Origin of the sequence: Streptomyces sp. NPDC086080, assembly GCF_044540255.1 — a bacterium.
In the GTDB taxonomy this organism is placed as follows: Bacteria; Actinomycetota; Actinomycetes; order Streptomycetales; family Streptomycetaceae; genus Streptomyces.
This window is the reverse complement of sequence record NZ_JBITRU010000001.1, coordinates 217,581-232,067: the sequence shown is the minus strand read 5'-3', so window position 1 is coordinate 232,067 and position 14,487 is coordinate 217,581. Positions and strand designations below refer to the sequence as shown.

At 73.1% G+C, this 14,487-nt stretch carries 13 protein-coding genes; 2 read left to right on the top strand and 11 right to left on the bottom strand.

The window, feature by feature from the left end; translation table 11 throughout:
* Positions 1–644: 644 nt before the first annotated feature.
* From ACIF9R_RS01095 to infC, 8 genes are all read right to left on the bottom strand, one after another.
* Positions 645–1,712 carry a PP2C family protein-serine/threonine phosphatase gene (locus ACIF9R_RS01095; protein ID WP_399972519.1) on the bottom strand — a complete coding sequence of 356 codons (1,068 nt, stop codon included), beginning with the start codon at positions 1,710–1,712 and terminating at the stop codon, positions 645–647.
* A 339-nt stretch (positions 1,713–2,051) separates the two neighbouring features.
* Positions 2,052–4,565 (bottom strand): phenylalanine--tRNA ligase subunit beta, encoded by a 2,514-nt coding sequence (pheT, locus tag ACIF9R_RS01090; protein ID WP_399972516.1) that lies wholly within the window; start codon positions 4,563–4,565, stop codon positions 2,052–2,054.
* Positions 4,565–5,686 carry a phenylalanine--tRNA ligase subunit alpha gene (gene pheS / locus ACIF9R_RS01085; protein WP_399972514.1) on the bottom strand — a complete coding sequence of 374 codons (1,122 nt, stop codon included), beginning with the start codon at positions 5,684–5,686 and terminating at the stop codon, positions 4,565–4,567. Before pheS ends, pheT begins: the two co-directional genes overlap by 1 nt.
* A 167-nt stretch (positions 5,687–5,853) precedes the next feature.
* Positions 5,854–7,017 (bottom strand): ATP-binding protein, encoded by a 1,164-nt coding sequence (locus ACIF9R_RS01080; protein WP_399972512.1) that lies wholly within the window; start codon positions 7,015–7,017, stop codon positions 5,854–5,856.
* Positions 7,018–7,105: 88 nt separating this feature from the next.
* The gene (locus ACIF9R_RS01075) at positions 7,106–7,969 is read right to left on the bottom strand and encodes a TrmH family RNA methyltransferase (protein WP_399973019.1); all 864 of its coding nucleotides are present in this window, start codon (positions 7,967–7,969) and stop codon (positions 7,106–7,108) included.
* 189 nt (positions 7,970–8,158) lie between these two features.
* A complete protein-coding gene (gene rplT / locus ACIF9R_RS01070; RefSeq protein WP_004933571.1) occupies positions 8,159–8,542 on the bottom strand; it encodes a 50S ribosomal protein L20 in 384 nt (127 codons plus the stop codon).
* 98 nt (positions 8,543–8,640) lie between these two features.
* Positions 8,641–8,835: a 50S ribosomal protein L35 gene (gene rpmI, locus ACIF9R_RS01065; RefSeq protein ID WP_003977225.1), complete on the bottom strand. Its 195-nt coding sequence runs from the start codon at positions 8,833–8,835 to the stop codon at positions 8,641–8,643.
* Between the two features lie 107 nt (positions 8,836–8,942).
* Positions 8,943–9,611, bottom strand: a complete 669-nt coding sequence (gene infC / locus ACIF9R_RS01060) for a translation initiation factor IF-3 (RefSeq protein WP_399973017.1) — start codon at positions 9,609–9,611, stop codon at positions 8,943–8,945.
* A gap of 395 nt (positions 9,612–10,006) precedes the next feature.
* On the opposite strand from infC, the gene ACIF9R_RS01055 reads away from it, so the two are divergent.
* Positions 10,007–10,384: a DUF1844 domain-containing protein gene (locus ACIF9R_RS01055; RefSeq protein ID WP_399972510.1), complete on the top strand. Its 378-nt coding sequence runs from the start codon at positions 10,007–10,009 to the stop codon at positions 10,382–10,384.
* 4 nt (positions 10,385–10,388) lie between these two features.
* On the opposite strand, the gene ACIF9R_RS01050 is transcribed toward ACIF9R_RS01055, so the two are convergent.
* Positions 10,389–11,120: an SseB family protein gene (locus ACIF9R_RS01050; RefSeq protein ID WP_399972509.1), complete on the bottom strand. Its 732-nt coding sequence runs from the start codon at positions 11,118–11,120 to the stop codon at positions 10,389–10,391.
* A gap of 136 nt (positions 11,121–11,256) precedes the next feature.
* Between ACIF9R_RS01050 and ACIF9R_RS01045 the strand changes: the two genes are divergently transcribed.
* Positions 11,257–11,982 (top strand): serine hydrolase, encoded by a 726-nt coding sequence (locus tag ACIF9R_RS01045; protein WP_399972506.1) that lies wholly within the window; start codon positions 11,257–11,259, stop codon positions 11,980–11,982.
* On the opposite strand, the gene mycP is transcribed toward ACIF9R_RS01045, so the two are convergent.
* Together mycP and ACIF9R_RS01035 are read right to left on the bottom strand one after the other, a co-directional pair.
* Positions 11,979–13,175: a type VII secretion-associated serine protease mycosin gene (gene mycP, locus ACIF9R_RS01040; RefSeq protein ID WP_399972504.1), complete on the bottom strand. Its 1,197-nt coding sequence runs from the start codon at positions 13,173–13,175 to the stop codon at positions 11,979–11,981. The two genes, ACIF9R_RS01045 and mycP, sit on opposite strands and share 4 nt — an antisense overlap.
* Positions 13,172–14,257 carry a hypothetical protein gene (locus tag ACIF9R_RS01035; protein ID WP_399972502.1) on the bottom strand — a complete coding sequence of 362 codons (1,086 nt, stop codon included), beginning with the start codon at positions 14,255–14,257 and terminating at the stop codon, positions 13,172–13,174. Before ACIF9R_RS01035 ends, mycP begins: the two co-directional genes overlap by 4 nt.
* Between the last annotated feature and the right edge of the window lie 230 nt (positions 14,258–14,487).

Here is a 14,487-nt window from a genome sequence, read left to right as displayed (position 1 = left end):
CCTCGAAAGAGGCCGGCCGGGCCGCCGGCTCCCCCTCGTACAGTGCGGCGGCCCGTTTCCACGCCGTCCGCCCGGCTGCCTGCCCGACACTCCGTGGCCGGGCGGACGGCCCCGCCGGCCCGCGGGCTGCGGGCCACTCTCGCCCCCGCCGCCCCTACCCATCCCGTCCCCGGGGGTGGGCCCCCGGCCCCCGGACGGGCCACGTAGGGCGCGGGGGCCACCCGTAACCCGCGCACAGCACACACCGCGCGGGAAGGGCCCCCACACGCCCGACGACGCGGACCTGTCGACCCGCGCATCACCTCGCCCCCGCCGCCCCTACCCACCCCGCTCCCGGAGGTGTGCCCCCGGCCCCCGGACGGGCTGAAGGAGTTCGCGGCTGGTCCCCTGCGATATGCCGGACGGGGCGGGCCCGGTGATCGTCACCCGGCCGTCGGCGTCGGCCCCCTGGGAAACGCCCCCGCAGCCGGCGGGCGGCCGCAGGAGACCAGCCGGAGGCGGGGCGCCCGGCCGACCCGTCAGGCGGGCACCGCAGGTGCGCGTCGGGGTACGGGTCCGCCGTTGGGCCGCGCCCCGGCGCACACGTCCTCGGGGTGGCCTGGGGATGCCGGCACTCATCGTGAGGGCGGCCGCCGGTCGCGGGGTCATGCCGGGAACCGCAGGTGGTCGCCCGTGGCGTGGGTGCAGGGGCGGAGGTCCGGGGCGGAGTGCCGTATGTGCCGCTCGTTTCCGAGGATCAGCAGCGCCACATCGTCCTTCGGCGGGCCAGCGGTGTGCCGCAGCAGGGCCGTGAGGACCGTGCGGAGCACCGCCTGGGGCGTGAGCGGATGGGTTCGGGCCGCCTCGGTGAGGACGTCGCGCAGCGGGAAGAACCGGCCCTCGGCGTCCCGGGCCTCCTCCGCTCCGTCCGTGTGGAGGACGAGCACGTCGCCGGGCAGCAGGCGTCGGCACGGCACAGCGGGGAGTTCGGCGGGCAGCGGGAAGGGCCCGAGGAGCGGAAGCGGATCGGCGCGGGCCAGCGGTTCGGCCCGTGCGCCGGTCAGCAGGTGCGGCCAGGGATGCCCGCAGTTCAGCGCCCGCATCTCACCGTCCGGCAGGATCTCCAGCAGCAGTACGGTGACGAACTCCTCGCCGGTCACCGGGTCGGACCCGGCGGGGGCGCGCTCGTGCAGATGCCGGGCCAGCGCCCGCTCCAGCCGGCGCAGCACGCCCTCCAGGTCGGCCTCGTCGTGGGCGGCTTCGCGGAAGCTGCCGAGAAGGGCGGCCACGGTCGGTACGGCAGCGAGCCCGTGCCCGCGGACGTCACCGATGACGACCCGCACACCGTGCTCGGTGGCGATGACGTCGTACAGATCACCACCGATCCGTGCGCCCCGGTCGGCGGACAGATGTACCGCGGCGACGGCCAGTCCGTCGACCCGCGGGGGCGGTGGCCGCAGCAGCGCGCTCTGCGCGGCCTCCGCGATCCGGCGGGTCCGCCGCAGTTCGCGCAGCATCCCGCGCCGGACGTGCATGACGACACCGGTGATGACCGTGCACAGGACGGCGCTGCTGACCAGGCGCGCGCCAAGGGCGTCGTCCCGGGCGAGCGGGCAGGTCAGCCGGTAGACGACCGCGGCGGTCGCCCAGGCTGTGGGTACCACCAGGGAGAGCGCCCGTGAGAGGAGCCGGGGCGGTACCCAGCGGGCAGCCCCAGGCGTCAAGCGGATCATGCCGATGGCCCCCCATATAGGCCCGGACAGCGCAGACCGGCCTCAAGAGGCCGGTCCGATTCTGTCGACCGTATGGCCTGATCCGGACGTATCACCCTGAATAGTCACTCGAACGAGTGAGGTGACCGGCGGGATGTGGGGCACGGGGTGGCGCGGAGGTCTGCCGCACACCCACCCCATGCGCCCCGCACCGGCACGCGGCCACCCCGGCAGACCCGGCGCCGACCCCCTGCCCCGCTCCTCAAACGCCGGAGGGGCTGGTTCCAGCCCTCCGGCGTTTGAGGAGCGGGGGTCCGGGGGCAGCGCCCCCGGGGAAAGGCTGCACCAGGAGTGCGCGCGTCAGCCCCGCAGGACCGCTCCCGTGCGGTCGGTCGCGAGGGCCACCGCCGACTCGCGGGCCGCCGACGCCTCGTCGACGGTCAGCGTGCGGTCGCCCGCCCGGAAGCGGAGGGCGTACGCCAGCGACTTACGGCCCTCGCCCAACTGCTCGGCGTTCTCGTACACGTCGAACAGGCGGATGGACTCCAACAGCGCCCCGGCGCCCTCGCGCAGCGCGGCCTCGACGTCCGAGGCCGGCACGAACGCGTCGACGACCAGCGCGACGTCCTGCGTGGCGACCGGGAACGTGGAGATGACCGGTGCCTGCGGGGTGTCGTCGCCGACCCGCTCCAGGGCGTCCAGGTCCAGCTCCATCGCGCAGCTGCGCACCGGCAGGCCCAGGGTCTTCACCACGCGCGGGTGCAGCTCCCCGGCGTGGCCGATGACGCGCTCGGCGCCATCGACGGTGACGGTCAGCTCGGCGCAGCGGCCCGGGTGCCACGGCCCGTACTGACCCTTGCGGATGCCCAGTTCGGCACCGGCCTCGCGGGCGACGGTCCGGGCGGCCTCGACCGCGTCGGCCCAGTCGGCCGGGCGGCCCCTGCCCCACCAGCCGGCCTGCTCGCGGGCCCCGGACAGGACCACGGCGACATGCCGGGGCTGGTCGGGCAGCGCGGCGTTCAGCGCGGCGATGTCGTCCTCGCTCGGGCGCCGGTCGACGGGCAGGTTCGCGGCCGCCCTGCGCTCGTCGCCCGGCTGGAAGACCAGGCCGGTCTCGAACAGCGCGAGGTCGTGCGAGCCCCGGCCGTCGTTGCGGCGCAGCGCGCCGAGCAGGCCCGGCAGCAGCGAGGTGCGCAGCGCGGGCTCCTCGTCGCTGAGCGGATTGACCAGCTTGACGACCCGGCGGGCCGGGTCGTCGGCGTCGAGACCGAGCTGGTCGAAGATCTGCTCGCTGACGAACGGGTAGTTCAGCGCCTCGACGTACCCGGCTCCGGCGAGCGCGCGGCCGACGCGGCGGTGCAGCCGCTGGCGGGCGGTCAGGCCCCGGCCGGCGGGCGGCCTGGGCAGCGTGGAGGGCAGGTTCTCGTAGCCCTCCAGCCGGATGACCTCTTCGGCCAGGTCGTTCGGGTCGGTGAGGTCGGGCCGCCAGGACGGAACGGTGACGATCAGCTCGTCCTGGCCGTAGACGTCGCAGCCGACCTCCTGGAGCCGGCGTACGACGGTCTCGCGGCCGTACGTCACCCCCGCGACCTTGTCGGGGTGATCGGCGGCGACGGTGATGGTGTGCGGCGCGGTCGGGGCGATGACCTCGGTGACACCCGCGTCGGCGGTGCCGCCGGCGAGCAGCACCAGCAGGTCGACCGTGCGCTGCGCGGCAGCGGCGGCGGCCTGCGGGTCCACGCCGCGCTCGAAGCGGCGGGAGGCCTCCGAGGACAGCTTGTGCCGACGGGCGGTGCGCGCGACGGACACCTGGTCGAAGTGGGCCGCCTCGATCACCACGTCGCCGGTCGACTTCTCGAGGTCGTCGTGGTCGGCGATCTCGGTGTCGGCACCGCCCATGACTCCGGCGAGACCGATCGGGCCGCGGTCGTCGGTGATGACCAGATCCTCGGCGTGCAGCTTCCGCTCGACGCCGTCGAGGGTGACGATCTTCTCGCCCTCCGCCGCGCGGCGCACGCCGATGGTGCCCTGGACGAGGCCCCGGTCGTAGGCGTGCAGCGGCTGGCCGAGTTCCATCATGACGTAGTTGGTGACGTCGACGGCGAGGGAGATCGGGCGCATGCCGACCTTCTGGAGCCTGCGCTTCAGCCAGATCGGGGAGCGCGCCTCGGGGCTGAGACCGGTCACCGTGCGGGCGGTGAAGCGGTCGCAGCCGGCCGGGTCGGAGACCTCGACCGGGTAACCGAAGGCGTTCGGTCCCGGCACGTCGAGGAGGGCCGGGTCACGCAGCGGCAGGCCGTAGGCGATGGCGGCCTCGCGGGCGACACCGCGCAGGGAGAGGCAGTCGCCGCGGTTGGCGGTGACGGCGATGTCCAGGACCTCGTCGACCAGCTCCAGCAGCTCGATGGCGTCCTTGCCGACCTCGGTCTCCGGCGGCAGCACGATGATGCCGTGGGAGCCGTCGTCGCCCATGCCCAGCTCGTCGCTGGAGCAGATCATGCCGTGGGACGTCTTGCCGTACGTCTTGCGCGCGGAGATCGAGAAGCCACCGGGCAGGGTGGCGCCGGGCAGCACCACGACGACCTTGTCGCCGGCGGCGAAGTTGCGGGCGCCGCAGACGATCTCCTGGGGCTCACCGGTGCCGTTGGCCTGCCCGACGTCGACGGTGCAGAAGCGGATCGGCTTCTTGAAGCCCTCCAGTTCCTCGATGGTCAGCACCTGGCCGACGACGAGGGGGCCCTTGAGGTCGGCGCCGAGGTGCTCGACGGTCTCGACCTCGAGGCCCGCCGAAATGAGCTTGGCCTGTACGTCACGGCCGGTCTCCGTCGCCGGCAGGTCGACGTACTCCCGCAGCCAAGAAAGCGGGATCCGCATCAGATCTCCATCCCGAACGGCCGGGTGAACCGGACGTCACCCTCGACCATGTCTCGCATGTCCTCGACGTTGTGGCGGAACATCAGCATCCGCTCGATGCCGAACCCGAAGGCGAAGCCGCTGTACTTCTCGGGGTCGACGCCGCAGGCGGTGAGCACCCGCGGGTTGACCATGCCGCAGCCGCCGAGCTCGATCCAGCCCTCGCTGGAGCAGGTGCGGCAGGGCCGGTCGGGGTTGCCGACGGAGGCGCCCTTGCAGACGTAGCAGAGCATGTCCATCTCGGCGCTCGGCTCGGTGAAGGGGAAGAAGTTCGGCCGCAGCCGGGTCTTCATCTCCGCGCCGAACAGCGACTGGACCATGTGGTCCAGGGTGCCCTTGAGGTCCGCCATGGTCAGGCCCTCGTCGATGGCGAGCAGCTCGACCTGGTGGAAGACGGGGGTGTGTGTGGCGTCCAGCTCGTCGGTGCGGTACACCCGGCCGGGGCAGATCACGTAGACCGGCAGCTCACGGTCGAGCGCGGAGCGGATCTGCACGGGCGACGTGTGGGTGCGCAGCACGACACCGGACTCGGTGCCGCCCCCGGGGCCCGCCACGAAGAACGTGTCGGCCTCGCCGCGGGCCGGGTGGTCCGGGCCGATGTTCAGGGCGTCGAAGTTGAACCACTCGGCCTCGGCCTCGGGGCCCTCGGCGACCTCGTAGCCCATGGCCACGAAGATGTCCTCGATGCGCTCGGAGAGCGTGGTCAGCGGGTGCCGGGCGCCGGCCGGCACCCGGTCGTGGGGCAGCGTGACGTCCACGGCCTCCTCGACCAGGACCCGCGCGTCGCGCTCGGCCTCCAGTTCGGTCTGGCGGGCGGCGAGGCCCTTGTTCACGGCACCGCGCGCCTGGCCGACACGCTTGCCGGCGTCGGCCTTCGCGTGCGGTGGCAGGGCGCCGATCTCCCGGTTGGCCAGGGCCAGCGGGGAGGTGCCGCCGGTGTGGGCGACCTTGGCCTCCTGGAGCGCGTCGAGGGAGTCCGCGGCGGCGAAGGCGGCGAGCGCCTCGTCCCGCATGCGCTCGATCTGTTCCGGTTTCAACGCCTCGACCTCAACAGGGTCGTACGACTTGTTCGGTGCCGACATCTCTTCCCGTGCTTCCGACTAGCTGGCTGATGGTCCCCGTCATCGACTCGTGGACGAAACACCTGGCGGTGCCGTCTGTTCTTTCGTCCTCGGGACGCAAAGGTGCCAAGGGCCGAGTCTAACGGGGTGGGGGAACGCGAAGGCGCCCGTGGGGCCCGGTGGACGTCTCAGGTGAGATACGCCGGTGCCGCCACGGGCAACGTAAATCGGAACTCGGCGCCGCCGCCGGGGGCTCGTCCGACCGTGATGGTGCCGCCGTGGGCTTCGACGATGCCCTTGACGATGTACAGCCCGAGGCCCGTGCCGCCGCGCTTGCTGCCCCGCCAGAAGCGGGTGAAGACGCGGTTCATGGACTCCTCCGGAATGCCGGGCCCTTCATCACTCACCGTGACCGATGTGGCCGCGTTCTCCGTGATCGCGGCGTGGTCGGCGGTGTCCCGTTCGCGGGGGGACACCGAGGGCGTGATGTCGATGGTGACAGTTCCCTCGCCGTGCCGCACCGCGTTTTCCAGCAGGTTGCTCAGCACCTGGTCGACCTTGTCGGGGTCGGCCCACAGATCGGGCAGCGGGTGCTGCACCCTCAGCAGGAACCGGTCGGCCGGCTGCCCGGCGGCGACATAGGCCTGGATGTGGCGTCCGACGGCGGCCCCGATGTCGACGGGCTGACGCCGCACCTCAAGGCGACCGGAGTCGATGCGGGATATGTCGAGCAGTTCGGCGATGAGCCGGGTGACCCGGTCGGCGTCGGCGTCGACGGTCTCCAGCATCAGCCGCTTCTGGTCGTCGGTGAACCGCTCCCACTTGGCGAGCAGCGTGGCGGTGAAGCCCTTGACCGATGTGAGCGGGGAGCGCAGTTCGTGGGCGACGGTGGCGATCAGCTCGGCGTGGCTGCGCTCGGTGCGGCGCCGGGCCTCGGTGTCGCGCAGGGTGACGACGACGCGGCGGACGGGCCCGGTGGGCCGGGTGCGGACGTAGCGCGCGGAGACGAGGACCTCGCGACCGCCGTGGAGCAGGAGGTTGCGTTCGGGCTGGCCCACCCGGATGGCGAGACCGCCGTAGGGGTCGGTGAGCTGCCACCAGCGGCGGCCCTCCAGGTCCTCTAACGGCAGGGCCGTCTCCAGCCGCCGGCCGAGGGCCTGCTCGGCGGGTACCGCCGTGATGCGGACGGCCGCCGCGTTGAAGCAGATCACCCGGCCGTGCTCGTCGGCGACGACGAGTCCGTCGGGGAGCTGGTCGGGGTCGATGCCGAGTTCGGCGAGATCACCGGGCCGGGGCGCGGGCGGGCGCGCGACCCGCTGTGCTCCCGGTGCGCTGCTCGTGCCGACGCTCATCCCCGTACCCCACCTCTCGGAACTCCCCCGGGGCGCCCCGTGCTCGGGACCGGCCGAGAGCTTGGGGAGGGTCCCCGGGCTGGTCACCTTACTGGTTTCCGGTGACGGAGCGGCACCCTCCGGCGGCGCGCTGTGCACGTGCCGACGCGTAGAGACATACGGCGGCGGCGGTGGCCAGGTTCAGGCTCTCGGCGTTTCCGTGGATGGGGACGCGTACGACGGCGTCGGTGAGCGCGCGGGTCTCCTCGGGCAGCCCCCAGGCCTCGTTGCCGAAGACCCAGGCGGTCGGGCCGCCCATGGTGCCCTTGTCCAGCTCGTCGTCGAGGTCCCGGTCACCGGCCCCGTCGGCGGCGAGCAGCCGTACGCCCGCGTCCCGCAGTCCCGTCACGGCCTGTTCGACGGGGACACCGACGGCGACGGGAAGGTGGAACAGCGAGCCGACGGAGGCGCGTACGGCCTTGGGGTTGTACAGATCCACGGAGGCGTCGGTGAGGACGACGGCCTCGGCTCCGGCGGCGTCGGCGCAGCGCAGCACGGTGCCGGCGTTCCCGGGGTCGCGTACGTGCGCGAGGACGGCGACGAGGCGGGGCCGGGCGGCGAGGATCTCCTCGAACGGCGTGTCCAGGAACCGGCACACCCCGACGAGTCCCTGCGGGGTGACGGTGGTGGAGATGTCGGCGACGACCTGTTCGGAGGCCAGGTGCACGCGGGCACCGGCGTCCCGGGCCGCGCCGATGATGTCGGCGTACCGCTCGGCGGCCCCCGGTGTGGCGAACAGCTCCACGAGCGTGGCGGCGTCCCCGCTCCGGTGCCCGGCGGCCTCCCGCACGGCCTGTGGCCCTTCGGCGAGAAACAGCCGCTCCTTCCCCCGGAAGTTACGCCTGGCCAGCCGGCGGGCGGCGGCGACGCGGGCGGCACGGGGGGAGATCAGCTCGGGGCCGACGGGGCGCATCGTCTTCTTCACCTTCGGGAGTTCTCCACACGCGGCACGCGCGACTCCCCGAGGGGCGCGGGGAACTGCGCGAACGACCACAACGGGCCCGCGGCCGGGCGACGACCGGCGAACCGCAAACAAACAGGACCCGCAAGCTTTTGGGCCTGCGGGTCCTCACCTCACGTCGGCTTCACGCCAACGCAGTGCTCACGCCGCCTTGGGCGCGTTCACGTCCGCCGGCAGCGCCTTCTGCGCGACCTCGACGAGCGCCGCGAAGGCGGTCGCGTCGTTGACGGCCAGCTCGGCCAGGATCTTGCGGTCGACCTCGACGTTCGCGGCCTTCAGACCCTGGATGAAGCGGTTGTACGTGATGCCGTTGGCGCGGGCAGCGGCGTTGATGCGCTGGATCCACAGCTGGCGGAAGTCACCCTTGCGCTTCTTGCGGTCGTTGTAGTTGTAGACCAGCGAGTGGGTGACCTGCTCCTTGGCCTTGCGGTACAGGCGCGAGCGCTGACCGCGGTAGCCGGAGGCCTGCTCGAGGATCGCCCGGCGCTTCTTGTGGGCGTTGACTGCCCGCTTGACGCGTGCCACTTGTTAACTCCTTGTAGCGGGGCCGTGGTTGTGCCCACACGGCCCGAAATCGATTGGGTCCCGGTCTGACGTACGCACGGCGCTCGCGCGCCGGGGCGTCACTTGCCGAGAAGCTTCTTGATCTTCGCGGCGTCGCCCGGGGCCATCTCGGCGTTGCCGGTGAGGCGACGCGTCACACGGGACGACTTGTGCTCGAGCAGGTGGCGCTTGCCGGCGCGCTCGCGGAGCACCTTGCCGGAGCCGGTGATCTTGAAGCGCTTGCTGGCACCGCTGTGCGACTTGTTCTTCGGCATAGCGCCGTTCTCTCCTCGTCGGTGGCGCTCCGGTGCCCGGTCGTGAAACCGGGCACGGTGGAGCGTCGTCTTGTATCGGTTACTCCTGGGGGCGGCGCCCCCGGGGGTCACGCGTCGGCCGGAGCCTCTGCGTTCGCGACGTCGTCGGCGTCCGCGGCGTTCGCGGCGTCGGGGTCCGCGGCGTTCATCGAACGGCCGGGGTTGGCCTTCGCTTCCGCCTTGCGGGCTTCCTGCGCCTGGCGAGCCTCGGCCATCGCCTCGGTCTTCTTCTTGTGCGGACCGAGAACCATGATCATGTTTCGGCCGTCCTGCTTCGGGTTCGACTCCACGAAGCCGAGGTCCTGGACGTCCTCCGCGAGCCGCTGCAGCAGTCGGTAGCCGAGTTCCGGCCGGGACTGCTCGCGACCACGGAACATGATCGTGATCTTGACCTTGTCGCCCTGCTTGAGGAACCGGACGACGTGACCCTTCTTGGTGTCATAGTCGTGCGGGTCGATCTTCGGCCGGAGCTTCATCTCCTTGATGACCGTGTGCGCCTGGTTCTTGCGCGCCTCACGGGCCTTCATGGCCGACTCGTACTTGAACTTCCCGTAGTCCATGAGCTTGCACACGGGCGGACGGGCGTTCGCCGCGACCTCGACGAGGTCGAGGTCGTACTCCTGCGCAAGCTCCAGGGCCTTGGCAAGCGGGACAATCCCGACCTGCTCGCCGCTGGGACCGACAAGTCGCACCTCGGGAACGCGAATCCGGTCGTTGATGCGGGGCTCGGCGCTGATGGATCCTCCTCGGTAGCACCACGCGACGGTCTGGCGGACAGCCGCGTTACGTCTGTGTTCGTGAGACCTAACCGCGCCGGCGCACGAAAAATGCCCCGGACGATCACAGGCGGGGCTCCTCGAACTACCGGAGCACCGCCACGGGGACCGCGGGGCGCGTCATCGGGCGGATCGCCGCCTCGGGGACGGCACCGCCTGACCGGTGACCCGCCGCCCTGAGGGCGGTCAGGTGGGAGTTCGAAGCCTCCACTTGTGGGCCGGGCACATGTGCCGTGAGGCATACGGGTCCGACCGGTCGTTACACAAGGTTAGCAGCTCGTGGTGAGGTGCACCAACCGGCCCTCTCCGGCCTCCTGACGTCAAGGGGGCGTGCGGCTGCGCCTATCGTGTGGGGCATGAGTGACACCTCCCCCTCGGACACCCCCGACACCACCGGCAACCCCGACTTCGACGCCATGGCCCGCGACATCGCGGAGGTTCCGGCGGTCGAGGTGATCGTGACGGTCGCCGTCAATCTGATGAGCGCCGCCGCCGTGAAGCTCGGTCTGACCGAGGAGGGCGACACGTACAAGGATCTGGACGAGGCCCGCAAGCTGGTGCACGCGCTGGCCGGTCTGCTGGACGCCTCCGCGACCGAGATCAGCTCCTTCCACGCGGCTCCGCTGCGCGACGGCCTGAAGTCGCTCCAGCTGGCCTTCCGCGAGGCCTCGCTGGTCGCGGACGAGCCGGGCAAGGGGCCGGGCGAGAAGTACACCGGCGCGATCTACGGCTAGGACCTCAGGGACGTACGTACAGGGGCTCGCCGGGTGGCGTCGCCTCGGCCGGCAGAACCGCCAGGTCGAGGCCGCGCACCAGGCGGGCCCTCAGTGTCTCGTCGGCGGCGATCCGCTGCGCCACGGCGCGTGCGGCCTCGGCGGCGGGGACGGCCGGGTCGAGGACGAGGGCGAGGGTGCCGTCGGCCTGGCCGGGGCCCAGGTGGGCGCGCAGTACGGCGGGCTCTGCGGCCACGGCGGCCCGTACGGCGTCGACGACGGCCGGATCGGCGAGCGGATCGGTACTGGTGCGGCCCTCGGCGAGTGCGAGCAGCGTGGGGCCGGTCAGTTCGAAGGGCACCGGACCGGACATGTCCAGGACCACCGTGTCCGCCTTCTCGTGCGCGGCGGCCCGCAGCGCCTGGTGCAGGGGTACGGCGACCGGGCGGGCGGCCGGGTCCCAGCGGGCGAGCGACTCGACGGAGGTGAAAGCGGGCAGAGCGGTGCGGCCGCCGGCCTTCAGGGTGGGTACGGCCATGTCGCTGGTCTTCTCGCGGCGCAGCCCGTTCTCGTCCTCCTCGACCTCACCGAGCACGGCCACCACGGGGACGAGCAGCCGGGCGCCCTGGAGCGCCTCCAGGACGGGGGCGACCGCGTTGCCGTCCTCGGCCCAGGCGGCGAGGGCGGCGCTCAGCCGGGGGTCGGCGGTGCCGTCGTCGTCGCGGAACGGGGATTCGGGAATGTTCTTGTTCGCCACGGACACCGACCCTATCGGCCGCGTGTGACAGGCTCGGACGCGGCTTCGGCTTCGGCGTCGACATCGACTTCGACTTCGACTTCGGCTTCGGCTTCGGCTTCGGCATCGGCATCGGCATAGACGGAGGGAGAGATCGGTGGCGGACGAGGCGCGGGTGTCCGTGGCGGTGCTGGACCTCGGCTCCGGGGAGACCGTCACCCATGGCGGCGGCGTGTTCGTCACGGCCAGCGTCGTGAAGGTCGACATCCTGGCGGCGCTGCTGCTCGGGGCGCAGGACGCGGGACGGGAGCTCACCGCGCGGGAGCGGTCGTACGCGACGGCGATGATCGGGCGCAGTGACAACGACGCGGCGTCCGCCCTCTGGGCCGGCATCGGGCGGGCGGCGGGCCTCGACGCCGCGAACGCCCGCTTCGGGCTGACGGAGACCGCGGGCGGTGACGGCACCCTGTGGGGACTGACCCGCACCACGGCTGCGGACCGGCTGGCGCTGCTGCGGCAGGTGTTCGGCACGGACTCGGCACTGGGCGCGGACGCGCGTCGCTATGTACGGGGGCTGATGGAGCGGGTCGTCCCCGAGCAGGCGTGGGGCGTGCCGTCCGCGGCGGAAGGGGCCACGGCGTGGGCGGTGAAGAACGGCTGGCTGCCACGTGACGCGACGGGGCTGTGGGTCGTGAACAGCATCGGGTACGTCACCGTCGGCGGGCGCGCCTGTCTGGTGTCGGCGCTGTCCGACGGCAACGCGACGATGGAACGGGGCGTGGCCCTGGTGGAGGGGGCGGTGCGGCATGCCCTCGTGTCCCTGGACGGGAAGAGGGCTGACGCGGAGGCCCGCGCGGTCCGTGGGCGGCCGCGTCCCGTCTAGAAGCCCTGCCGCTGGAAGCCCTGCCGGTCCGTGCGGCGTCCGCGCCACAGGAACACCGTGGCGACCAGCAGGACACCGCCGGCGCTGCCCGCCAGGGGGGCCGCCCAGCCGGCGCTGCCGTCGTCGGCGCGGCCGGTGTCCGGGCCGGGGCCGAAGTACTTCTCGCCGTGGGCGGCCGATCTGAGCCCGTCCGGCCGCAGACCGGCCGCGGCCTTGATCGCGGCGGCCGGGTCGACGAAGCCGAAGCCGCGGGAGTCGTCGCGGCCGTCGGCGGGGGCGTTGCGGGCGGTGTCCTCCAGAAGCCGCTTGATCTGGGCCGGGGTCAGGCCCGGCCGGGCCGCCTCGATCAGGGCGACGGCCCCGGAGACGAACGCGGCGGCGGCGCTGGTGCCCCAGCCCTCGTAGTACTTGTGATCGGGGTCGGCGATGATCACGTCGACCCCGGGGGCGCTGACCGTCGCGTACCAGCGGCGGGTGGAGAACGGCGCGCGGGTGCCGTAGCGGTCGACGGCGGTCACGGCGATCACCCCGGGGTAGGCGGCCGGGTAGGAGATGCGGTCGCCCTTCTCACCGCCGTTTCCGGCGGAGGCGACGACGACCACGCCCTTGCGCAGGGCGTACTGGATGGCCTCGTCCTCGCCGGGTTCGGGGTGCGCGGAGGCGGAGTCGTCGCCGAGGGAGAGGTTGATGATGTCCGCGCCGTTGTCGGCGGCCCAGCGGATGCCCTCGGCGAGGGCGTTGCCGCGGGTGCTGCGGGCCTTGACGCGGGAGGGGTCACCGTCCTCCAGGATCACGCGGACGGGGAGGATCTTCGCTTCGGGCGCGATGCCCATGACTCCGTCGGCGTTTCCGGGGCCGTGACCGTGACCCGCGATGATCCCGGCCATGGCGGTGCCGTGGCGGGCCCAGGCACGGTCGCCCTCGCTCGCTCCGAAGCCCACGAGATCCTTGCCGTCGAGGACGTTTCCGTCGAGGTCGGGGTGGTCGGCCTCGACGCCGGTGTCCAGCACGGCGACGGTGACGCCCGCGCCCTTCGTGGTCTGCCACACCTCCTCGGTGTGCATGGCTTCGAGGGACCACTGCCGGACGCGGATACCGTCGGCGTGCGCGGGAGTGGCGGGCAGGAGCATGAGCGTGGCGGCGAGGAGTCCGCCGAGGGCCGCGGCGTGGCGCCGGCCGGTGCGGGGCCTCATGACGGCCGCTCCGTGGCGGTGCCGGCCCGCTTGCGCAGTCCGCGCTCGACGCGGTCGGCGAGACCCTGTGCCTCGTGGCCGAGGCCCGCCTGGGCGGGGGCGGTGGTGACTCCGGACTCCATGGCGTCCTCGGCGGGTTGCGCGGTGTCGACGGTGCGGCCGTCGGCCCAGCCGGTGACGGCGTAGACGACGACGGGGGCGTCCTTGAGGACGGAGATCACCCAGGAGGCCCGCTGCCGCGCGCCGAAGCCCGCGGCGGCGGTGCCTTTCGCCGCGTACGGCAGGGGCATCAGATCGGTACGGCGGTCCAGGCGCTCGGTGTCGAAACGCCGGGCGAGGGAGGCCATGCCGGCGGCGTCGGCCTCGGTGAACAGCAGGCCGACCGTGGTGACATGGCTCTGGGTGGCGTCGGTGTAGGTGGCGCGCAGCAGGCGCTCGCAGCCGACGGGGTCGAGGACCTTGCGCAGCAGGGGGTCGAAGGCGCCCCCGCAGCCGCCGTCGGGGGCCACGGCGATACGGGTCCAGGACCGGTCGGCGTCGCCCGGGCCGGCTCCCTTGCCCTGCAGGGTGGGCGGGAACAGCTGGTCGACGGGCACGTTGTGCCACATGGCCCCGGCGGCCGCGAATCCGTTCGGGGCGTCGGACCCTTCGGAGTCACCCGCGAGCCAACTGCCCGTGACCGCACCGCCGATGAGGCCCACGCCGAGCACGAGGCAGGCCGCGGCGGCCGCGATCCGAGACCGGCTGCGCTGCCCGAACGGCCGGGGGCGGGCGTTCTCGTCGTACCCTTCCGGCTCCCCGAAGGACACGACGGTGGCCGGCCCGGGACCCGGGACGCCGCCGGGCGACATGGGGGCGCTCCAGGACAGCGCGGGGTCGGGAACACCGGCCGGGGCGGACGCCGGCTCCCCTGCGGGACCGCGCTCCTCCCGGTGCTGCGGACGCGCGCCGGGCACCGGGCGGGTGGGCGTGGGCTGCGTCGGGGCCATGCCGCCCGACCGGTCCGCCGAGTCGGCGGGGACGGGTCGCAGGCGGGTGGTGGTCTCCGACACCGTCTCCACCGGGGCGCCGGTGCCTCGCACGGTGGGCCGGTGAGTGGGCTGCGGCGGCACGGCGGGCGGAGCGTCCGGCGACCACGAGGTCCGGCCGCCCACGGCGGGCGGAGCGTCCGAGGACCGCGGATTCCGGCTCGCGGACGGCGGGGCGTCGGACGCCGACGACGGTACGGCGGACCGAGCCTCGGAGGACCGCGGGTCCCCGCCTACGGACGGCCGAGCGTCCAAGGACCGCGGATTCCGCCTCGCGGACGGCG

Bases quoted from the DNA above. Each gene is read 5' to 3' on its own strand.
- ACIF9R_RS01080 (WP_399972512.1), bottom strand. From the start codon at position 7,017: ATGAGCGTCGGCACGAGCAGCGCACCGGGAGCACAGCGGGTCGCGCGC.
- mycP (WP_399972504.1), bottom strand. From the start codon at position 13,175: ATGAGGCCCCGCACCGGCCGGCGCCACGCCGCGGCCCTCGGCGGACTC.
- ACIF9R_RS01075 (WP_399973019.1), bottom strand. From the start codon at position 7,969: ATGCGCCCCGTCGGCCCCGAGCTGATCTCCCCCCGTGCCGCCCGCGTC.
- rpmI (WP_003977225.1), bottom strand. From the start codon at position 8,835: ATGCCGAAGAACAAGTCGCACAGCGGTGCCAGCAAGCGCTTCAAGATC.
- pheT (WP_399972516.1), bottom strand. From the start codon at position 4,565: ATGCGGATCCCGCTTTCTTGGCTGCGGGAGTACGTCGACCTGCCGGCG.
- pheS (WP_399972514.1), bottom strand. From the start codon at position 5,686: ATGTCGGCACCGAACAAGTCGTACGACCCTGTTGAGGTCGAGGCGTTG.
- ACIF9R_RS01055 (WP_399972510.1), top strand. From the start codon at position 10,007: ATGAGTGACACCTCCCCCTCGGACACCCCCGACACCACCGGCAACCCC.
- ACIF9R_RS01095 (WP_399972519.1), bottom strand. From the start codon at position 1,712: ATGATCCGCTTGACGCCTGGGGCTGCCCGCTGGGTACCGCCCCGGCTC.